The following is a 19897-nucleotide window of genomic DNA, read 5'->3' as shown; positions in this document are numbered from 1 at the left end:
TACCGCCGCCCTAAAACCCTAATGTTTGCAGCATCATTCGAGAATCAGAGGTGTCTATGAGTCACTCATCCGCTCCCGACAGGGAAAATGGTGCCGTTATTACAGAATGGCGACCAGAGGATCCGGCGTTCTGGCAACAGCGCGGCCATCGTGTAGCAAGTCGTAATCTGTGGATTTCCGTTCCGTGCCTGCTGTTAGCGTTTTGCGTATGGATGTTGTTTAGTGCGGTTGCGGTAAACCTGCCAAAAGTCGGCTTTACGTTCACGACCGATCAGCTGTTTATGTTGACCGCGCTGCCGTCCCTGTCCGGTGCGTTGCTGCGTGTGCCTTACGCGTTTATGGTGCCGGTGTTTGGCGGACGCCGCTGGACGGCTTTCAGTACCGGCATCATGATCGTGCCGTGCGTGTGGCTCGGTTTTGCGGTGCAGGATACCTCCACGCCGTTTAGCGTGTTTGTGATCATCTCTCTGCTGTGCGGTTTTGCGGGCGCGAACTTTGCCTCCAGCATGGCGAACATCAGCTTCTTCTTCCCGAAAGCGAAGCAGGGTGGTGCGCTGGGCATTAACGGCGGTCTGGGGAACATGGGCGTGAGCGTGATGCAGCTGATTGCCCCGCTGGCGATTTCGGTTTCCATCTTTGCGGCCTTTGGCGGCGGTGGTGTGACCCAGCCGGATGGTTCTTCTCTGTTCCTGCAGAACGCGGCCTGGATTTGGGTGCCGTTCCTGGTGATCTTCACGCTGGCGGCCTGGTTCTTTATGAACGATTTATCCGCGTCGAAGGCATCCCTGAGCGAACAGTTACCGGTCCTGAAACGCGGTCACCTTTGGGTCATGGCGCTGTTGTATCTGGCAACGTTCGGCTCGTTTATCGGGTTCTCTGCGGGGTTCGCCATGCTGTCGAAAACCCAGTTCCCGGACGTGCAGATCCTGCAATTTGCCTTCTTTGGTCCATTTGTCGGCGCGCTGGCACGTTCTCTTGGCGGGATGATCTCCGACCGTCTGGGCGGGACGCGCGTGACGCTGGTGAACTTCATGGTGATGGCAATTTTCTGCGCGCTGCTGTTCCTGACGCTGCCAGCCAACGGGCAGGGCGGCAACTTTATTGCCTTCTTCGGCGTGTTTATGGTGCTGTTCCTGACGGCCGGGCTGGGAAGTGCTTCCACGTTCCAGATGATCTCCGTCATCTTCCGTAAGCTGACCATGGATCGCGTTAAAGCGCAGGGCGGCACCGAAGAGCAGGCCATGCGTGAAGCGGCGACCGACACCGCTGCGGCGCTGGGCTTTATCTCTGCGATTGGCGCAATCGGCGGTTTCTTCATCCCGAAAGCGTTCGGTATCTCACTGGATCTGACCGGCTCTCCGGCAGGGGCCATGAAAGTATTCCTCGTCTTCTATATCGCCTGCGTTGTGATTACGTGGCTGGTATATGGCCGTAATACCAAGAAAAATAAGTAAGTGTGATTATCCGTTTGCGCGGCCTTCGGGCCGCGTTTTTTTTGCGTTGAAAATAGTTACAACATACTGATGGTCTTTACAGCGGCAGCCTGCGGGTAACGCTGTGATCGTCATCGCTTTCCAGTGGGGTCTACCCCTTAATACCTGAGATGTTAAATTTAGCCCTGCTTTTTGTACGATAAATATAAAATTTCTATATTAATCATTATGATGAGAAATTTACATTTATACCGCTTTGGTGGTATTTGATGTAACACCCACCTTCAGAGACCCCGTCCCTCTTGATCGTTATCAATTCTCCCCCGCTTTCAGAGCGTTACCTTCGCAGCAAATCAGCAATGTCGATTTAGAGAGCCACAGGCTCCACACAGGAGATACCCGATGAGCAAATTTTTAGACCGGTTTCGCTACTTCAAGCAGAAGGGCGAGACGTTTGCCGATGGGCACGGTCAGCTTCTGGAGACCAACCGCGACTGGGAAGACGGCTATCGCCAGCGCTGGCAGCATGACAAAGTGGTCCGTTCAACCCACGGCGTCAACTGCACGGGTTCGTGCAGCTGGAAGATTTTCGTCAAGAATGGTCTGGTGACCTGGGAAGTCCAGCAAACCGACTACCCGCGTACCCGTCCCGATCTGCCGAATCATGAACCGCGCGGCTGTCCGCGTGGCGCAAGCTACTCCTGGTATCTCTACAGCGCTAACCGCCTGAAATACCCTCTGATGCGTAAGCGCCTGATGAAAATGTGGCGTGAAGCGAAAGTCCAGCACAGCGATCCGGTTGATGCATGGGCATCCATCATTGAAGACACCGACAAAGCGAAGAGCTTCAAGCAGGCTCGCGGTCGCGGTGGCTTTGTCCGTTCCTCCTGGAAAGAAGTGAACGAACTGATTGCAGCGTCTAACGTCTACACCGTCAAAACCTACGGCCCGGACCGTGTGGCGGGCTTCTCGCCAATCCCGGCGATGTCGATGGTCTCCTATGCATCTGGCGCGCGATATCTCTCCCTGATTGGCGGGACCTGCCTGAGCTTCTATGACTGGTACTGCGACCTGCCGCCTGCGTCTCCGCAGACCTGGGGCGAGCAGACCGACGTGCCGGAATCCGCCGACTGGTATAACTCCAGCTACATTCTGGCCTGGGGCTCTAACGTTCCGCAGACCCGTACCCCGGATGCCCACTTCTTTACCGAAGTGCGTTACAAAGGCACCAAAACCGTTGCGATTACCCCTGACTATGCGGAAATCGCCAAGCTGTGCGACCTGTGGCTGGCACCTAAGCAGGGCACCGATGCGGCGATGGCGCTGGCGATGGGCCACGTCATGCTGCGTGAGTTCCACCTGGACAAGCCGAGCCAGTACTTCACCGACTACGTGCGTCGCTACACCGACATGCCGATGCTGGTGATGCTGGAAGAGCGTGACGGCTACTACGCTGCCGGTCGTATGCTGCGCGCCGCTGACCTGGTGGATTCACTTGGTCAGGAAAATAACCCGCAGTGGAAAACCGTTGCCTGTAACAGCAATGGCGAACTGATTGCGCCTAACGGCTCTATCGGTTTCCGCTGGGGCGAAAAGGGCAAATGGAACCTGGAGCAGCGTAACGGCACCACAGGCGAAGAGACCGAACTGCGCCTGAGCATGCTGGGCAGCCAGGATGAGATCGCTGACGTTGGCTTCCCGTACTTCGGCGGCGAGGGCACCGAGCATTTCAACAAGGTTGAACTGAATAACGTTCTGATGCACAAACTGCCGGTGAAGCGTCTTCAGCTCGCCAATGGTTCAACGGCGCTCGTCACCACCGTTTACGATCTCACCATGGCGAACTACGGCCTGGAGCGCGGTCTGAACGACGAAAACTGTGCAAGCAATTACGATGACGTGAAAGCGTACACTCCGGCATGGGCGGAGCAGATCACCGGCGTGCCGCGCGCGCAGATCACCCGTATCGCGCGTGAGTTCGCGGAAAACGCCGACAAGACCCACGGTCGCTCCATGATTATCGTCGGTGCCGGTCTGAACCACTGGTATCACCTCGATATGAACTATCGCGGCCTGATTAACATGCTGATCTTCTGCGGCTGCGTGGGGCAGAGCGGCGGCGGCTGGGCGCACTACGTCGGCCAGGAAAAACTGCGTCCGCAGACCGGCTGGCAGCCGCTGGCGTTTGCCCTCGACTGGCAGCGTCCGGCACGCCACATGAACAGCACCTCCTACTTCTATAACCACTCCAGCCAGTGGCGCTATGAGACGGTTACCGCAGAGGAACTGCTGTCGCCAATGGCGGATAAATCCCGCTACAGCGGCCACCTGATTGACTTCAACGTGCGTGCGGAACGTATGGGCTGGCTGCCGTCGGCTCCTCAGCTTGGCACCAACCCGCTGCGCATCGCGGAAGCGGCGAAGAAAGCGGGCATGACACCGGTGGACTACACCGTTAAGTCGCTGAAGGAAGGTTCGATTCGCTTTGCGGCGGAACAGCCGGAAAACGGTAAAAACCATCCGCGCAACCTGTTCATCTGGCGCTCAAACCTGCTGGGTTCTTCCGGTAAAGGTCACGAGTTCATGCTGAAGTATCTGCTCGGTACGGAACACGGTATTCAGGGCAAAGATCTCGGCAAGCAGGGCGGCGTGAAGCCTGAAGAAGTGGAATGGAAAGACAACGGCCTGGACGGCAAGCTGGATCTGGTAGTGACGCTGGATTTCCGTCTGTCGAGCACCTGCCTGTACTCCGATATCGTTCTACCTACTGCAACCTGGTATGAAAAAGACGACATGAATACCTCGGATATGCATCCGTTTATTCATCCGCTGTCTGCTGCCGTTGACCCGGCGTGGGAATCCAAAAGCGACTGGGAAATCTACAAAGGCATCGCCGAGAAATTCTCTGAAGTCTGCGTGGGGCACCTGGGCAAAGAAACCGACGTGGTGACGCTGCCCATTCAGCACGACTCCGCTGCCGAACTGGCGCAGCCGCTGGACGTGAAGGACTGGAAAAAAGGCGAGTGCGATCTGATCCCAGGCGTGACGGCGCCGCACATCATTCCGGTTGAACGTGACTACCCGGCGACCTACGAACGCTTTACCTCTATCGGCCCGCTGATGGAGAAAATCGGCAACGGCGGGAAAGGGATTGCCTGGAACACCCAGAGCGAAATGGACCTGCTGCGTAAGCTCAATTACACCAAATCAGACGGTCCGGCCAAAGGCCAACCAATGCTGAATACGGCGATTGATGCCGCAGAGATGATCCTGACCCTGGCACCGGAAACCAACGGCCAGGTCGCAGTAAAAGCCTGGGAAGCACTGAGTGAAATCACCGGTCGCGACCACAAGCATCTGGCCCTGAACAAAGAAGACGAGAAAATCCGCTTCCGCGATATTCAGGCCCAGCCGCGCAAAATTATCTCCAGCCCGACCTGGTCTGGTCTGGAAGATGAGCACGTCTCTTATAACGCGGGTTACACCAACGTTCACGAGCTGATCCCATGGCGTACCCTGACCGGTCGTCAGTCTCTGTATCAGGATCACCAGTGGATGCGTGACTTCGGCGAAAGCTTGCTGGTTTACCGTCCGCCAATCGATACCCGTTCGGTGAAAGCGGTAATGGGCGAGAAGTCCAACGGTAATCCGGAGAAAGCGCTGAACTTCCTGACGCCGCACCAGAAGTGGGGGATCCACTCCACCTACAGCGACAACCTGCTGATGCTGACGCTGGGACGCGGCGGTCCGATTGTCTGGATGAGCGAAGCGGATGCCAAAGATCTGGGGATTGAGGATAACGACTGGATCGAAGTCTTCAACAGCAACGGTTCATTGACCGCTCGTGCAGTGGTTAGCCAGCGTGTTCCAGCAGGGATGACCATGATGTACCACGCGCAGGAACGTATCGTGAACATTCCTGGCTCAGAAATCACCGAGCAGCGCGGCGGTATTCATAACTCGGTCACCCGTATTACACCGAAGCCGACCCATATGATAGGTGGCTATGCGCAGCTGGCCTACGGCTTTAACTACTACGGCACCGTAGGATCTAACCGCGATGAGTTCGTGGTGGTACGTAAGATGAAGAATATTAACTGGTTAGACGGCGAAGGTAATGACCAGGTACAGGAGAGCGTAAAATGAAAATTCGTTCACAAGTCGGCATGGTGCTGAATCTGGATAAATGCATCGGCTGTCATACCTGCTCAGTCACCTGTAAAAACGTCTGGACCAGCCGCGAAGGCACCGAATACGCCTGGTTCAACAACGTGGAAACCAAGCCGGGCACCGGCTTCCCGACCAACTGGGAAGATCAGGAAAAATACAAGGGCGGCTGGATCCGCAAAATCAACGGCAAAATCCAGCCGCGCATGGGCAACCGCGCTTTGCTTCTGGGAAAAATCTTCGCTAACCCGCATCTGCCGGGCATCGACGATTATTACGAGCCGTTCGATTTCGACTACCAGAACCTGCATAACGCCGCGGAAGGTAAACATCAGCCGATTGCCCGTCCTCGCTCGCTGATCACGGGTCAGCGTATGAACAAGATCGAGAAAGGTCCAAACTGGGAAGACGATCTGGGCGGTGAGTTCGAGAAGCTGTCGAAAGACAAAAACTTCGAGAACATGCAGAAGGCGATGTACGGCCAGTTCGAAAACACCTTCATGATGTACCTGCCGCGTCTGTGCGAGCACTGCCTCAACCCGGCGTGCGTGGCGACCTGTCCGAGCGGTGCCATCTACAAGCGTGAAGAAGACGGCATCGTCCTGATCGACCAGGACAAGTGCCGCGGCTGGCGCATGTGCATCACCGGCTGTCCGTATAAAAAAATCTACTTCAACTGGAAGAGCGGCAAGTCAGAGAAGTGCATCTTCTGCTATCCGCGCATTGAAGCCGGTATGCCGACCGTCTGTTCAGAAAGCTGCGTAGGCCGTATTCGCTATCTCGGCGTGCTGCTGTATGACGCGGACGCGATTGAAACGGCAGCAAGCACCGAGAACGAGAAAGATCTGTACCAGCGTCAGCTGGACGTGTTCCTCGATCCGAACGATCCGAAGGTGATCGAGCAGGCGCTGAAGGACGGCGTGCCGCAGAGCGTGATCGACGCCGCGCAGCAGTCTCCGGTGTACAAAATGGCAATGGACTGGAAGCTGGCGCTGCCGCTGCATCCGGAATACCGCACGCTGCCGATGGTCTGGTACGTGCCGCCGCTGTCGCCGATTCAGTCTGCTGCCGACGCGGGTGAACTGGGCGGCAACGGCATTCTGCCGGACGTGGAAAGCCTGCGTATTCCGGTTCAGTACCTGGCGAATCTGCTGACCGCAGGCGATACCCAGCCGGTCCTGCTGGCGCTGAAGCGTATGCTGGCGATGCGTCACTTCAAGCGTGCAGAAACCGTTGACGGCGTTACCGATACCCGTGCGCTGGAAGAGGTGGGTCTGACCGAAGCACAGGCTCAGGAGATGTACCGCTATCTGGCGATTGCGAACTACGAAGACCGTTTCGTCGTACCGAGCAGCCACCGCGAGCAGGCGCGCGACGCCTTCCCGGAGAAAAACGGATGTGGCTTTAGCTTCGGTGACGGTTGCCACGGCTCAGACACCAAATTCAACCTGTTCAACAGCCGCCGCATCGACGCCATGGATGTGACCAGCAAAACGGAGCCGCACCAATGATTGAACTCGTCATTGTTTCGCGTCTGCTCGAGTACCCGGATGCTGCGCTTGCGCAGCATCAGCAGGAACTCTTTGATGCACTCGCGTCATCTAAAAACCTGGATAAAGCGGATGCCCAGAAGCTGGGCGTTTTCCTCCGCGATCTGTTAGCGCGCGATCTCCTGGACGCGCAGGCGGACTACAGCCAGCTGTTTGACCGCGGGCGCGCGACGTCTCTGCTGCTGTTTGAACACGTCCACGGTGAATCCCGCGATCGTGGTCAGGCGATGGTCGACCTGATGTCCCAGTACGAGCAGCACGGCCTGCAGCTCGACAGCCGCGAACTGCCAGACCACCTGCCGCTGTACCTGGAATATCTGGCGCAGCTGCCAAAAGAAGAGGCGCTGGGCGGTTTACAGGACATCGCACCGATCCTGGCGCTGCTTGGCGCGCGTCTTCAGCAGCGCGAAAGTGCTTATGCGGTGCTCTTTGACCTGCTGGTGAAGCTGGCAAATGCCGCCGTTGATAGCGAAAAAGTAGCGGAAAAAATCGCGGACGAAGCGCGCGACGACACCCCGCAGGCGCTTGATGCGGTCTGGGAAGAAGAGCAGGTGAAGTTCTTTGCTGACCAGAACTGCGGCGAGTCTGAAATCTCCGCTCACCAGCGTCGTTTTGCCGGGGCTGTTGCTCCGCAATATTTGAATATCTCTAACGGAGGACGGCAATAATGCACTTCCTGAATATGTTCTTCTTTGACATTTACCCGTACATCGCGGGCACCGTATTCCTGGTGGGAAGCTGGCTGCGTTATGACTATGGCCAGTATACCTGGCGGGCGGCCTCCAGCCAGATGCTGGACCGCAAGGGGATGAACCTCGCCTCTAACCTGTTCCATATCGGGATCCTGGGGATTTTTGCCGGTCACTTCCTGGGCATGCTGACGCCGCACTGGATGTACGAAGCCTGGCTGCCGATTGAAGTGAAGCAGAAAATGGCGATGTTTGCGGGCGGTGCCAGCGGCGTGATGTGTCTGGTCGGTGGTCTGCTGCTGCTGAAACGTCGTCTGTTCAGCCCGCGCGTGCGTGCCACCACGACCGCTGCGGACATCCTGATCCTCTCCCTGTTGATGGTGCAGTGTGCGCTGGGTCTGCTGACAATTCCGTTCTCTGCTCAGCATATGGACGGTAGCGAAATGATGAAGCTGGTCGGCTGGGCGCAGTCCGTGGTGACCTTCCATGGCGGCGCATCTGAGCATCTGGACGGCGTGGCCTTTATCTTCCGCGTGCACCTGGTGCTGGGAATGACGCTGTTCGTGCTGTTCCCGTTCTCTCGACTGGTGCATATCTGGAGCGCGCCGGTTGAGTACCTGACGCGCAAATACCAGATTGTGCGCGCCCGTCGCTAATTTGCCGTTTTGATACCCACCCCGCACTCGCGGGGTTTTTTTTCGCCCCAGCCCAGGTTGTTGCCCGCAGCGGCAAACAAAATCAGCGCACCGCCCGCAAGCTGTGTGAGGTTCAGCGAGTGTCCGAACACCAGGTTATCAACAACAATGGCGACCACCGGATAGATAAACGACAGCGAGCCGGTGACTGGAGTGGGGAGTTTCTGAATGGCGCTATAGAGCAACTGGTACATGATGCCGGTATGGACAATGCCCAGCGTCAGCAGGATCGTCCAGGGGAAATCGCCCGAAAGGGAAGGCATATGCGCCAGCGGAAGAAGCATCACCACCCCTGTCAGGACCTGAATAAAGGCGATATGCTGCGGTGCGACGGATTTCAGTTTGCGGGCGATAATGGCAGTCAGCGCGTAAAAGAACGCTGCACCCAGCGCCAGCCCGATACCTGCGAGCCATTCACTGCCATGCGTGCCGCTCAGCTCGCTGGAAAGCAATATCACCACGCCGCCGAAGGCGAGGATCAACCAACCCCATTTCACCAGACTGACGCGTTCGCCTAAAAGCATCCCCATCAGCACCAGCATAAACGGCTGGGTGTTATAGACCACGGTAGACAGGCCAATCGAGATCCGCTCATAGGCTGCAAACAGCAGCAGCCAGTTCACCACGAGCGCTACGCCGCCAAAAATGGCCAGCAGCAGCGTGGTGCGGGTGAGGGGACTGAAGGGCTTTCGACTTAACCGGACGAATATATAAAGCGTAACCGCGCCGATGACGCAGCGCCAGAACACCACTTCCGTTACCGGCAGACCGGAGAGTAAAACAAACGCGCCGATAGAGCCGGAAATTAACATCGCCAGGCTCATCTGCCCGACGCCTTTTTGTAAATCACGCATCATCCACCTCCTGATTAATGACCCTATTGTCGAAAATCGCTGTTGGGTTTTACAGGGCTGATATAAGGTTAAATGCGTGAAGAACTTTTTAAAATTAGGTGAAAACGATGGAATGCCTTCTTGATGATATCGACCGACAAATTCTGGCTTGTCTGGTGGAAGATGCGCGCATGTCGCTGAAGGTGCTGAGTGGTCGTGTGGGATTGACGTCACCCAGCACGGCAGAACGTCTGAAAAGGCTGGAAGAGCGCGGTGTGATTCAGGGGTATGGTGCGCGGGTGAACCTGGCGGCGCTGGGATACACCTTGCAGGCGCTGGTGCGCGTGCGCCCATTGCCGGGGTTATTGCATAAGGTGGATAAATACATTCAGGCGATGCCGGAGTGCATTGAGAGTGACAAAGTCACGGGTGAGGACTGTTTTGTGATCAGGCTGGTGGTACGGTCGATAGAACAGCTGGATGTGTTGCTGGACGGCCTGGCTGAGCATGCGCAGTGTAATACGTCGATTGTGAAAAGCTCGCCGGTGAAGCGACGGTTGCCGCCAATGTAGCTGTCTGTTGCCGGGTGGCGGCTGCGCCTTACCCGGCCTACGAAGCTTGACTCAGTTCGATTTTATTATGATTTTTGGAAGTGATGGTGGTGGGGGAAGGATTACTCGGCGCGTTGCGCCTCGCCCTTCGGGTCGTTGCCTGTGGCAACGCTTTCTCGCTACGCTCGAATCGAACCTTAGTCGAAGCTTCTCATCCTTCCCCGTCACGGAAATGCATGATGCCTGGTGCGAACAGAAGATCTGGAGTCATTTGAAAGTGATGGTGGTGGGGGAAGGATTCGAACCTTCGAAGTCGATGACGGCAGATTTACAGTCTGCTCCCTTTGGCCGCTCGGGAACCCCACCAGGGGTAATTCAAATTTTGAGGTAATGCTGAGAGATGGTGGTGGGGGAAGGATTCGAACCTTCGAAGTCGATGACGGCAGATTTACAGTCTGCTCCCTTTGGCCGCTCGGGAACCCCACCACGGGGTAATGCTTTTTACTGGCCTGCTTCCTGTTGGAAGCGGGGCGCATCATATCAAATGAGACGCCCCTGTAAAGCATTCCTTTAGGGAAATGACGCTGTTTGCCTGCTTTTTATCCGCAAAGGTGCAAAGCTAATCAATTCATTTTCCGAAAGATTAAAGAATGATGGTTCTGTTGCCGTAAACGAAGACGCGTTGGGCAAGCACCTGATACAACGCACGGCTTAAAACGTTTTTCTCAACGTCGCGCCCAGCGCGCATCATGTCTTCCGCGGTATAGGTGTGATCCACATGAATCACGTCCTGCATGATGATGGGACCTTCATCCAGGTTGTCATTCACATAGTGGGCCGTCGCACCGATGATCTTCACGCCGCGCTCGTACGCCTGGTGGTACGGGCGCGCGCCAATAAAGGCAGGAAGGAACGAGTGGTGAATGTTGATGATCTTATTCGGGAAACGCGATACGAAAGATGGCGTTAATACGCGCATATATTTAGCCAGCACCACGTAATCTGGATTATGCGCTTCAATCGCCTGCGCCATCAGGTCGTCGTGCTCTTCACGGGTATGACCTTCGTGGCTGACCAGTTCGAACGGAATATCAAAACGCTCGACCAGCGTACGCAGCGTCTCGTGGTTGCCGATAACAGCGGCAATTTCGACATCAAGACCGCCGTAGTTGGCTTTCATCAGCAGGTCGCCCAGGCAGTGTGCCTCTTTGGTCACCAGAATCACAATGCGACGACGGCCAGCAGGCGTCAGTTCACGCACGGAACCTTCCGGCAGGGCGCTATCCAGATCGGCAAGCAGGGTGGTGTCGTTGAAAATACCTTCGAGCTCGGTGCGCATAAAGAAGCGACCGGTACGGTGGTCAACGAACTCGTTGTTCTGCACGATATTCAGTTCATGTTTGTAACAAATGTTGGTAATTCGTGCGATCAGTCCTTTTTGATCGGGACAGATGGTGCGCAGAACTTTACGTTGTAGTGATTGCATCGCCGGGAAATCCTGTTTGTGTATTTGCGAAGTCTGGGTTGTCAGGCATTACTGCCCGCAACACTTTTTAAATTTTTTACCTGAACCGCAAGGGCAGGGATCGTTACGACCGAATTGAGGGCGCGTTCCGTCAATATAATACCATTGCCCGCTTTCCTTTAAGAAACGGGAACGTTCAATAATGGCGCCGGGTTTGTGCTGTTCGGTAAAACGGGCAACAAAACTCACGTAACCCTCGTTTTCATCACGACCGGGGGCTGAATCAAAGACCGTGAGACCGAGCCAGTGGGTGTTGGCGAAGCCCGCTTCAATGTCTTGCTGAAAATCAGCTGCATGGCAAGTGGGGTGCCAGGTCCTGACTAAATAATCTGCGTCTTTGATCACAAAAGCAGTATACCGCGAACGCATCAGATGTGACGGGTCTGGAGCAACCTGCTCGCCAGTAAGATATCGCTGGCAACATAGGCTATACTCCAGAGCGCTACCACAGGGGCAGAGTTGAGACACGATTCTCTTCCTGGAACAAAAAATAAGGGCGTTTAACGCTTAGGTAGCACTATGTTAACCGAGCTGTTGCGTTGACGCTATGTTGGGGATCCAGGGGAAGTAAAACAGGGCTAATGAGAAAAGTAAAAATTGGACTGGCGTTAGGCTCAGGTGCAGCCCGAGGCTGGTCGCATATTGGCGTTATCAACGCCTTGAAACAGATGGGTATTGACGTTGATATCGTTGCAGGCTGTTCGATTGGTTCGCTGGTCGGGTCAGCATATGCCTGCGGTAAACTACCGGAGCTTGAGAGATGGGTACGTTCCTTCAGCTACTGGGATGTGCTGCGCCTGATGGATCTCTCCTGGCAGCGTGGCGGCCTGCTGCGCGGCGAGCGCGTGTTTAATCAGTTCCGTCAGATTATGCCCCTTGATGACTTTACCCACTGTCAGTTGCCGTTTGGCGCGGTGGCCACGAACCTCAGTACAGGACGTGAACTGTGGCTTACCGAAGGCGATCTTCATCTTGCTGTCCGTGCGTCCTGCAGCATGCCGGGATTAATGGCCCCTGTGCCACATAACGGCTACTGGCTGGTCGATGGCGGGGTAGTAAACCCGGTCCCTGTTTCCCTGACGCGTGCCATGGGTGCGGATATTGTGATTGCCGTGGACTTGCAACATGATGCCCACCTGATGCAGCAAGACCTCATGCCGGTTAATCTTCAAAGTGATGATGCCGAAGGTGAGAAGCTCGCCTGGCATGCGCGTTTGCGCGGAAGAATTGGACGCCTGGCGACTCGCCGAGCAGTAACGGCACCCACCGCCCTGGAAATCATGACCACGTCAATTCAGGTACTTGAGAATCGCCTGAAGCGAAACCGTATGGCTGGCGATCCTCCCGATATTCTGATTCAACCATATTGTCCTCAAATCTCTACCCTTGATTTCCATAGAGCTGAGGCCGCGATTTCAGCGGGTGCCTTAGCCGTCGAAAAGAAAATAGATGAATTGTTGCCATTTGTGCGAACAGCACTTTAAGCATCTTTTATTTGATTACTTCAGCAAAATCTGACAGGCGATAGTCCCAATAGCATGCCACTATTGAGTAACTGTCAGCCAGGGGAGGAACCATGACGCAGCCATTGGTCGGAAAACACATTTTAATCGTTGAAGACGAGCCCGTTTTCCGCTCTTTGCTGGATTCGTGGTTATCCTCACTGGGTGCGGATACTTCTCTTGCCGAGGACGGCATCGACGCGCTGGAGAAAATGACGTCTATTGCCCCGGACTTGATGATCTGTGACATCGCGATGCCGCGAATGAATGGCCTGAAACTGGTTGAGCATCTTCGCAACGAAGGAAACCAAATGCCGGTGCTGGTGATCTCTGCGACGGAAAATATGGCGGATATCGCGAAAGCACTACGTCTGGGAGTACAGGATATTCTGCTCAAGCCCGTGAAGGATTTGAACCGTCTGCGTGAGACGGTGCTCGCTTGCCTTTATCCCAATATGTTCAATTCCCGCGTTGAAGAAGAAGAACGCCTGTTTCAGGACTGGGATGCGCTGGTCAGTAATCCGCTTGCCGCAGCCAAATTGTTACAAGAGCTTCAGCCGCCGGTACAACAAACGCTTTCCCATTGCCGGATAAATTATCGACAACTTGTGGCGGCAGACCAGCATGGTCTGGTGCTCGATATTGCGCCGTTATCCGATTCCGATCTTGCCTTTTATTGTCTGGATGTGACCCGGGCAGGAGACAATGGTGTTTTAGCCGCATTGTTACTTCGTGCGCTATTTAATGGATTATTGCAGGAGCAGTTATCCCATCAGGGACAACGGCTTCCTGAGTTAGGCAGTTTGCTTAAACAAGTAAATCAGCTTTTCCGCCAGGCTAATTTGCCTGGGCAGTTTCCTCTTCTCGTCGGTTATTATCACAGCGGACTGAAAAATCTGATTCTTGTTTCTGCGGGTTTAAACGCTTCTCTGAATACGGGGGAGCATCATATTCAGGTGAGTAACGGCGTACCGCTGGGAACACTGGGGACGGCTTACCTCAATCAAATTAGCCATCGCTGTTCCTCCTGGCAGTGCCAAATTTGGGGTGCTGGCGGGCGGTTGCGCTTAATGTTGTCCACGGAATAAGCAGTTGAGTTTTATTCTTGAGATTGCTTTTCCAGTGTTTAGTTGGCGGTGCTACTATCGCTGCCAGATTCATGCGTATTTATCCTAATTGATCGGCAACGCGTTCTTTTCAGACCCGTACTAAAGGCTGAGGCTGATATACTCAACGCGTTATTTAATGCATAAAAGTTCAAAACTTGAACAGCTCAGGAGAATTTGAATGGCTGCCCTAAATTCGAAAGTCAGAAAGGCCGTCATCCCGGTAGCGGGATTGGGGACCAGGATGTTACCAGCAACGAAGGCAATCCCTAAAGAGATGCTGCCTTTAGTTGATAAGCCATTAATCCAGTACGTCGTTAATGAATGTATCGCGGCAGGGATTACTGAGATTGTGCTGGTTACGCATTCATCTAAAAACTCTATCGAAAACCATTTTGATACAAGTTTTGAACTCGAAGCGATGCTGGAAAAACGTGTTAAGCGCCAGCTGTTAGCGGAAGTTCAGTCTATTTGTCCTCCACACGTCACCATTATGCAGGTTCGTCAGGGGCTGGCGAAAGGTCTGGGCCATGCTGTGCTGTGTGCACACCCGGTTGTGGGTGATGAGCCGGTTGCTGTTATTCTGCCGGACGTTATTCTGGACGAATTTGAATCAGATCTGTCTCAGGATAACCTGGCTGAGATGATCAAGCGCTTCGACGAAACAGGCAGCAGCCAGATCATGGTTGAGCCTGTAGAAGACGTTACCGCCTATGGTGTTGTGGACTGCAAGGGCGTTAATCTGGAGCCAGGCGAAAGCGTTCCGATGGTAGGTGTCGTTGAGAAACCGAAAGCGGACGTCGCACCATCTAATCTGGCGGTTGTGGGTCGTTACGTGCTGAGTGCTGAGATTTGGCCACTGCTGGCGAAAACGCCTCCGGGAGCGGGTGATGAAATCCAGCTGACCGATGGTATCGATATGCTGATCGAAAAAGAAACCGTAGAAGCTTACCATATGAAAGGTAAGAGCCATGACTGCGGTAATAAACTCGGTTATATGCAGGCATTCGTTGAATATGGTATTCGCCACAATACCCTGGGCGAAGAATTTAAAGCCTGGCTCAAAGAAAGCGTGGGTATTAAGAAATAGTCTGATACTCAGTTGAACAAGACCGGTGTGGCGATGCCCACCGGTTTTTTTATGCCCATAACGAGGCTCAGTGGCCGCTTGAGAAGGATTGTAAAAGACATTAAATAGTCTGTGGCGACATATGACAGAGTGTAAAGGGTTGCTCAGCGGAATTTCGCGTAAAAAAAATCCCGCATTAAGCGGGATTTTTGTAAATAGTTTCGGATTAATCCTTGATCAGGAAGTCATCCAGTTGTTTACCCTGCTCATCCATTGCTTTCTTGATAACAGCTGGAGTACGACCCTGGCCGGTCCAGGTTTTCTCTTCGCCGTTCTCATCAATGTAGCTATATTTAGCCGGACGAGCAGCGCGTTTTGCTTTGGTACCGGTTTTCGCCGCAGCCATGCTGTTCAGCAATTCGTTTGGATCGATACCATCTGCAATCAGCATTTCGCGATATTGCTGCAGTTTACGAGTGCGTTCTTCGATTTCAGCAGCAGCTGCGCTTTCTTCTTCACGACGCTCATTAACTACAACTTCTAATTTTTCCAGCATTTCTTCAAGCGTTTCAAGGGTACATTCTCTTGCCTGCGCACGAAGAGTACGGATGTTGTTCAGAATTTTAAGTGCTTCGCTCATTGTAGTAATCTCAAACTTATAATGGGGGGTGGTTTGTTGTCCTAATAATAGAGCGATAAATTGAGTTGTGCAATAGGTGGGAATGTAAGGAATTCAAAAAATACGAAATCGTCGGCGCTATTATTAATTACGCTAACTTAAATTTCACCGTTTGTCTGGTCTGATGATTTCACGTCAAACGGCAAAAACCAGCGGTATGCATGTTTGGTTTTGTGACATTTCCCTCAGGAATTATAGTTGCGGCGGATAAATATCAGCCTTTTGTATTACTTCAGGGACGCGCGGGTAAGACAAAAATAGTTAATAAATAGTGAATTTTAATGAACGTAAATTCCAGTATAAAAAGAAGTGTTATGTTTGGCTGCATATGTTGCTTATTGGCAGCCCGATAAGCGTTTAATGTATGTTTTAACGCATTATTTTCTAAAAGTACCGAGGGTTAATCACCGGTTCAGCGGCATAGTCTGTGCGGTGTATCGCTGATGACGGGACAAAATATGGTACAATGATTCATCGGGAATATTACACATTGATTAGGGTTCTTCGGCCAATGGCACAACTTTATTTCTACTATTCGGCAATGAATGCAGGGAAATCGACGGCGTTACTGCAATCCTCATACAATTATCAGGAGCGGGGGATGCGCACCGTTGTATACACCGCTGAAATCGACGATCGCTTCGGTGCAGGGAAGGTAAGTTCAAGAATAGGACTTTCGTCGCCAGCAAGGTTGTATAACCCGCAAACGGATTTACTGGATGATATCCGCACTGAACACGCCGCTAAGCCCATCCATTGTGTTCTGGTAGATGAAAGCCAGTTCCTGACGCGTGAACAGGTTCATGCGCTTTCTGAAGTCGTTGACGAACTGGATATTCCCGTACTCTGTTATGGTCTACGCACCGATTTTCGCGGCGAGTTATTTGCTGGCAGCCAGTATTTGCTCGCATGGTCGGATAAGCTCGTTGAGCTGAAGACTATCTGTTTCTGCGGCCGTAAAGCCAGTATGGTGCTTCGTCTCGATCAATCGGGTAAACCCTACGCGGATGGCGAGCAGGTCGTTATAGGGGGCAATGAGCGCTATGTATCGGTCTGTCGCAAGCACTATAAAGAAGCACTTGTTGTAGGTTCACTGACGGCTATCCAGAGCGATAATCGGAAATAGGTCAGAACAGATTTCTTTGCCGATCAGCAGGCATAAAAAAACCCGCCATTGGCGGGTTTTTTATTAGGCTGTCAATTAAGCGCTTTTCTTCGCTTTTTTGTCAGCTTTAACAACAGGCGCTTCAACTTTTGCCGCGACAGTGTCATTTTCTTTGAACTCGCGACCGTAGTAGGTATCCAGCAGGATCTGTTTCAGCTCGGAGATCAGTGGGTAGCGCGGGTTAGCACCAGTACACTGGTCATCAAATGCGTCTTCAGACAGCTTATCTACGTGAGCGAGGAAGTCAGCTTCCTGAACGCCTGCTTCACGGATAGATTTAGGAATACCCAGCTCAGCTTTGATGCTGTCCAGCCATGCCAGCAGTTTCTCAATCTTAGCCGCAGTGCGGTCGCCCGGTGCGCTCAGACCCAGGTGGTCAGCGATTTCAGCGTAACGACGACGTGCTTGTGGACGGTCGTACTGGCTGAATGCAGTCTGCTTGGTTGGGTTGTCGTTCGCGTTATAACGGATAACGTTGCTGATTAACAGAGCGTTCGCCAGACCGTGAGGAATGTGGAACTGTGAACCCAGTTTGTGTGCCATTGAGTGACAAACACCCAGGAAGGCGTTCGCAAACGCGATACCAGCGATGGTTGCAGCACTGTGTACACGCTCACGCGCTACCGGGTTTTTAGACCCTTCGTTGTAAGACGCTGGCAGGTTCTCTTTCAGCAGTTTCAGAGCTTGCAGAGCCTGACCGTCAGAGAATTCGGACGCCAGTACAGACACATAGGCTTCCAGGGCGTGAGTCACGGCATCCAGACCACCGAAGGCACACAGTGATTTCGGCATATCCATCACCAGGTTGGCATCAACGATAGCCATATCTGGGGTCAGCGCGTAGTCAGCCAGTGGGTATTTCTGACCTGTTGCATCATCAGTTACAACCGCAAACGGCGTCACTTCTGAACCGGTACCAGAAGTGGTGGTGACAGCGATCATTTTCGCTTTCACGCCCATTTTCGGGAACTTGTAGATACGTTTACGGATATCCATAAAGCGCAGCGCCAGTTCTTCGAAGTGAGTTTCCGGATGCTCGTACATGACCCACATGATTTTCGCGGCGTCCATTGGGGAACCGCCACCCAGTGCGATAATCACATCTGGTTTGAAGGAGTTTGCCAGTTCAGCACCTTTACGAACAACGCTCAGTGTTGGGTCAGCTTCAACTTCAAAGAAGACTTCAGTTTCAACGCCAGAAGCTTTCAGTACTGAGGTGATCTGATCTGCGTAGCCGTTGTTGAACAGGAAACGGTCAGTCACGATGAGCGCACGTTTGTGGCCATCAGTAATCACTTCATCCAGCGCGATTGGCAGAGAGCCACGGCGGAAGTAGATAGATTTCGGAAGTTTGTGCCACAACATGTTTTCAGCTCGCTTAGCAACGGTTTTCTTGTTGATCAGGTGTTTTGGACCAACGTTTTCAGAGATGGAGTTACCACCCCAGGAACCACAACCCAGAGTCAGGGAAGGTGCGAGTTTAAAGTTATACAGGTCACCGATACCACCCTGAGAAGCAGGGGTGTTGATCAGGATACGTGCAGTTTTCATCTTCTGACCGAAGTGAGCAACACGTTCTGGCTGGTTATCCTGGTCGGTGTACAGGCAAGAGGTGTGACCGATACCGCCCATGGCAACCAGTTTCTCTGCTTTCTCTACCGCGTCATCGAAATCTTTCGCACGGTACATTGCCAGAGTAGGGGACAGTTTTTCGTGAGCGAACGGTTCGCTTTCATCGACAACTTTCACTTCACCAATCAGGATCTTGGTTGTTGCCGGAACGGAGAAGCCTGCCAGCTCAGCAATTTTATATGCTGGTTGACCTACGATAGCAGCATTCAGTGCGCCATTTTTCAGGATGATGTCCTGAACGGCTTTCAGCTCTTTACCCTGCAGCAGGTAGCCGCCGTGGCTTGCGAAACGTTCACGAACGGCATCGTACACGGAATCAACAACCACAACAGACTGCTCGGACGCACAAATAACGCCGTTGTCGAAGGTTTTTGACATCAGTACAGACGCAACGGCACGTTTGATATCCGCCGTTTCGTCGATAACAACAGGAGTGTTACCTGCGCCTACGCCGATGGCTGGTTTACCGGAGCTGTATGCAGCTTTAACCATACCAGGACCACCGGTCGCCAGAATCAGGTTAATGTCTGGGTGATGCATCAGTGCATTGGACAGTTCAACAGACGGCTGATCAATCCAGCCAATCAAATCTTTTGGTGCGCCAGCGGCAATTGCAGCCTGCAGAACGATATCTGCTGCTTTGTTGGTCGCGTCTTTCGCACGTGGGTGCGGGGAGAAGATGATTGCGTTGCGGGTCTTCAGGCTGATCAGTGATTTGAAGATAGCAGTAGACGTTGGGTTAGTGGTTGGAACGATACCGCAAATGATGCCGATAGGTTCTGCAATAGTGATGGTACCGAAGGTGTCGTCTTCAGACAGCACGCCACAGGTTTTCTCATCTTTATAGGCGTTGTAGATATACTCTGAAGCAAAGTGGTTTTTGATCACTTTATCTTCAACGATACCCATACCGGATTCGGCAACGGCCATTTTAGCGAGAGGGATTCGAGCATCTGCAGCAGCCAGTGCGGCTGCGCGGAAGATTTTATCAACCTGTTCTTGGGTGAAATTGGCATATTCACGCTGGGCTTTTTTAACGCGCTCGACGAGTGCGTTCAGTTCAGCGATATTAGTAACAGCCATAATGCTCTCCTGATAATGTTTAAACTCTTTTAGTAAACCAGCGCTCGATACGTCACACAGTATAGACAGAGCCGATACCACTTGCGTAACACACAGTAAAACAAGGGCTTACTTCTCGTTCCAGCTCACTAATTTACTAAAAGAGCCTTACCTTAGCATCATACCTTTTTGATAGGTGATCTCCCTGGCGGCGTAATCAGATTACTCACTTCTGAGTA

At 53.1% G+C, this 19897-nt stretch carries 15 protein-coding genes, 2 tRNA genes and 1 other RNA gene; 10 read left to right on the top strand and 8 right to left on the bottom strand.

The window, feature by feature from the left end; genetic code table 11:
* The first annotated feature begins 56 nt into the window (after nucleotides 1-56).
* The 5 genes from ACTJJA_RS08445 to narI all read left to right on the top strand — a co-directional run bounded on the left by ACTJJA_RS08445 (nucleotide 57) and on the right by narI (nucleotide 8495).
* On the top strand, nucleotides 57-1454 hold the full coding sequence (locus ACTJJA_RS08445; protein WP_440667386.1) for a NarK family nitrate/nitrite MFS transporter: 1398 nt from the start codon (nucleotides 57-59) through the stop codon (nucleotides 1452-1454).
* 381 nt (nucleotides 1455-1835) lie between these two features.
* On the top strand, nucleotides 1836-5579 hold the full coding sequence (locus tag ACTJJA_RS08440; protein WP_440667384.1) for a nitrate reductase subunit alpha: 3744 nt from the start codon (nucleotides 1836-1838) through the stop codon (nucleotides 5577-5579).
* A complete protein-coding gene (narH, locus tag ACTJJA_RS08435) occupies nucleotides 5576-7111 on the top strand; it encodes a nitrate reductase subunit beta (RefSeq protein WP_431138645.1) in 1536 nt (511 codons plus the stop codon). The genes ACTJJA_RS08440 and narH overlap by 4 nt, the downstream gene beginning before the upstream one ends.
* The gene (gene narJ / locus ACTJJA_RS08430) at nucleotides 7108-7818 is read left to right on the top strand and encodes a nitrate reductase molybdenum cofactor assembly chaperone (protein WP_440667382.1); all 711 of its coding nucleotides are present in this window, start codon (nucleotides 7108-7110) and stop codon (nucleotides 7816-7818) included. The genes narH and narJ overlap by 4 nt, the downstream gene beginning before the upstream one ends.
* The gene (gene narI, locus ACTJJA_RS08425; protein ID WP_010432973.1) at nucleotides 7818-8495 is read left to right on the top strand and encodes a respiratory nitrate reductase subunit gamma; all 678 of its coding nucleotides are present in this window, start codon (nucleotides 7818-7820) and stop codon (nucleotides 8493-8495) included. The genes narJ and narI overlap by 1 nt, the downstream gene beginning before the upstream one ends.
* On the opposite strand, the gene ACTJJA_RS08420 is transcribed toward narI, so the two are convergent.
* Nucleotides 8492-9388 carry a DMT family transporter gene (locus ACTJJA_RS08420; RefSeq protein ID WP_440667379.1) on the bottom strand — a complete coding sequence of 299 codons (897 nt, stop codon included), beginning with the start codon at nucleotides 9386-9388 and terminating at the stop codon, nucleotides 8492-8494. The two genes, narI and ACTJJA_RS08420, sit on opposite strands and share 4 nt — an antisense overlap.
* 107 nt (nucleotides 9389-9495) lie before the next feature.
* On the opposite strand from ACTJJA_RS08420, the gene ACTJJA_RS08415 reads away from it, so the two are divergent.
* Complete coding sequence (locus ACTJJA_RS08415; RefSeq protein WP_440667377.1) at nucleotides 9496-9939, top strand: Lrp/AsnC family transcriptional regulator; 444 nt, start codon at nucleotides 9496-9498, stop codon at nucleotides 9937-9939.
* An 84-nt stretch (nucleotides 9940-10023) separates the two neighbouring features.
* Here ACTJJA_RS08415 and ACTJJA_RS08410 read toward each other — a convergent pair.
* The 5 genes from ACTJJA_RS08410 to ACTJJA_RS08390 all read right to left on the bottom strand — a co-directional run bounded on the left by ACTJJA_RS08410 (nucleotide 10024) and on the right by ACTJJA_RS08390 (nucleotide 11911).
* A non-coding RNA gene (locus ACTJJA_RS08410) (RtT sRNA) lies at nucleotides 10024-10154 on the bottom strand.
* A 45-nt stretch (nucleotides 10155-10199) separates the two neighbouring features.
* Nucleotides 10200-10284 (bottom strand) — tRNA-Tyr (locus tag ACTJJA_RS08405).
* Nucleotides 10285-10319: 35 nt separating this feature from the next.
* Nucleotides 10320-10404: transfer RNA gene (locus tag ACTJJA_RS08400), tRNA-Tyr, on the bottom strand.
* A 157-nt stretch (nucleotides 10405-10561) separates the two neighbouring features.
* A complete protein-coding gene (gene purU / locus ACTJJA_RS08395; RefSeq protein ID WP_010432980.1) occupies nucleotides 10562-11404 on the bottom strand; it encodes a formyltetrahydrofolate deformylase in 843 nt (280 codons plus the stop codon).
* A 48-nt stretch (nucleotides 11405-11452) separates the two neighbouring features.
* On the bottom strand, nucleotides 11453-11911 hold the full coding sequence (locus ACTJJA_RS08390) for a YchJ family protein (protein ID WP_440667375.1): 459 nt from the start codon (nucleotides 11909-11911) through the stop codon (nucleotides 11453-11455).
* 113 nt (nucleotides 11912-12024) lie between these two features.
* Here ACTJJA_RS08390 and rssA point away from each other — a divergent pair, with 113 nt between their 5' ends.
* The 3 genes from rssA to galU all read left to right on the top strand — a co-directional run bounded on the left by rssA (nucleotide 12025) and on the right by galU (nucleotide 15141).
* The gene (gene rssA, locus ACTJJA_RS08385) at nucleotides 12025-12927 is read left to right on the top strand and encodes a patatin-like phospholipase RssA (RefSeq protein ID WP_440667373.1); all 903 of its coding nucleotides are present in this window, start codon (nucleotides 12025-12027) and stop codon (nucleotides 12925-12927) included.
* A gap of 92 nt (nucleotides 12928-13019) precedes the next feature.
* On the top strand, nucleotides 13020-14033 hold the full coding sequence (gene rssB, locus ACTJJA_RS08380; RefSeq protein ID WP_042716774.1) for a two-component system response regulator RssB: 1014 nt from the start codon (nucleotides 13020-13022) through the stop codon (nucleotides 14031-14033).
* Between the two features lie 199 nt (nucleotides 14034-14232).
* Nucleotides 14233-15141, top strand: a complete 909-nt coding sequence (galU, locus tag ACTJJA_RS08375) for a UTP--glucose-1-phosphate uridylyltransferase GalU (RefSeq protein WP_100166113.1) — start codon at nucleotides 14233-14235, stop codon at nucleotides 15139-15141.
* A 205-nt stretch (nucleotides 15142-15346) separates the two neighbouring features.
* Here the strand turns inward: galU and hns are convergent, their stop codons facing one another.
* Complete coding sequence (gene hns / locus ACTJJA_RS08370; protein WP_003856724.1) at nucleotides 15347-15760, bottom strand: histone-like nucleoid-structuring protein H-NS; 414 nt, start codon at nucleotides 15758-15760, stop codon at nucleotides 15347-15349.
* Between the two features lie 550 nt (nucleotides 15761-16310).
* On the opposite strand from hns, the gene tdk reads away from it, so the two are divergent.
* Nucleotides 16311-16925, top strand: coding sequence for a thymidine kinase (gene tdk, locus ACTJJA_RS08365; RefSeq protein WP_010432994.1), 615 nt, complete (start codon nucleotides 16311-16313; stop codon nucleotides 16923-16925).
* A gap of 75 nt (nucleotides 16926-17000) precedes the next feature.
* On the opposite strand, the gene adhE is transcribed toward tdk, so the two are convergent.
* Complete coding sequence (gene adhE / locus ACTJJA_RS08360; RefSeq protein ID WP_440667370.1) at nucleotides 17001-19679, bottom strand: bifunctional acetaldehyde-CoA/alcohol dehydrogenase; 2679 nt, start codon at nucleotides 19677-19679, stop codon at nucleotides 17001-17003.
* Nucleotides 19680-19897 lie beyond the last annotated feature (218 nt).

Source organism: Enterobacter sp. 22452 (genome assembly GCF_052045065.1).
GTDB lineage: Bacteria > Pseudomonadota > Gammaproteobacteria > Enterobacterales > Enterobacteriaceae > Enterobacter > Enterobacter mori.
This window is presented reverse-complemented; position numbering and strand designations above follow the sequence as displayed.

Bases quoted from the DNA above. Each gene is read 5' to 3' on its own strand.
- ACTJJA_RS08445 (WP_440667386.1), top strand. From the start codon at position 57: ATGAGTCACTCATCCGCTCCCGACAGGGAAAATGGTGCCGTTATTACA.
- ACTJJA_RS08440 (WP_440667384.1), top strand. From the start codon at position 1,836: ATGAGCAAATTTTTAGACCGGTTTCGCTACTTCAAGCAGAAGGGCGAG.
- narH (WP_431138645.1), top strand. From the start codon at position 5,576: ATGAAAATTCGTTCACAAGTCGGCATGGTGCTGAATCTGGATAAATGC.
- narJ (WP_440667382.1), top strand. From the start codon at position 7,108: ATGATTGAACTCGTCATTGTTTCGCGTCTGCTCGAGTACCCGGATGCT.
- narI (WP_010432973.1), top strand. From the start codon at position 7,818: ATGCACTTCCTGAATATGTTCTTCTTTGACATTTACCCGTACATCGCG.
- ACTJJA_RS08420 (WP_440667379.1), bottom strand. From the start codon at position 9,388: ATGCGTGATTTACAAAAAGGCGTCGGGCAGATGAGCCTGGCGATGTTA.
- ACTJJA_RS08415 (WP_440667377.1), top strand. From the start codon at position 9,496: ATGGAATGCCTTCTTGATGATATCGACCGACAAATTCTGGCTTGTCTG.
- purU (WP_010432980.1), bottom strand. From the start codon at position 11,404: ATGCAATCACTACAACGTAAAGTTCTGCGCACCATCTGTCCCGATCAA.
- rssA (WP_440667373.1), top strand. From the start codon at position 12,025: ATGAGAAAAGTAAAAATTGGACTGGCGTTAGGCTCAGGTGCAGCCCGA.
- rssB (WP_042716774.1), top strand. From the start codon at position 13,020: ATGACGCAGCCATTGGTCGGAAAACACATTTTAATCGTTGAAGACGAG.
- galU (WP_100166113.1), top strand. From the start codon at position 14,233: ATGGCTGCCCTAAATTCGAAAGTCAGAAAGGCCGTCATCCCGGTAGCG.
- hns (WP_003856724.1), bottom strand. From the start codon at position 15,760: ATGAGCGAAGCACTTAAAATTCTGAACAACATCCGTACTCTTCGTGCG.
- tdk (WP_010432994.1), top strand. From the start codon at position 16,311: ATGGCACAACTTTATTTCTACTATTCGGCAATGAATGCAGGGAAATCG.
- adhE (WP_440667370.1), bottom strand. From the start codon at position 19,679: ATGGCTGTTACTAATATCGCTGAACTGAACGCACTCGTCGAGCGCGTT.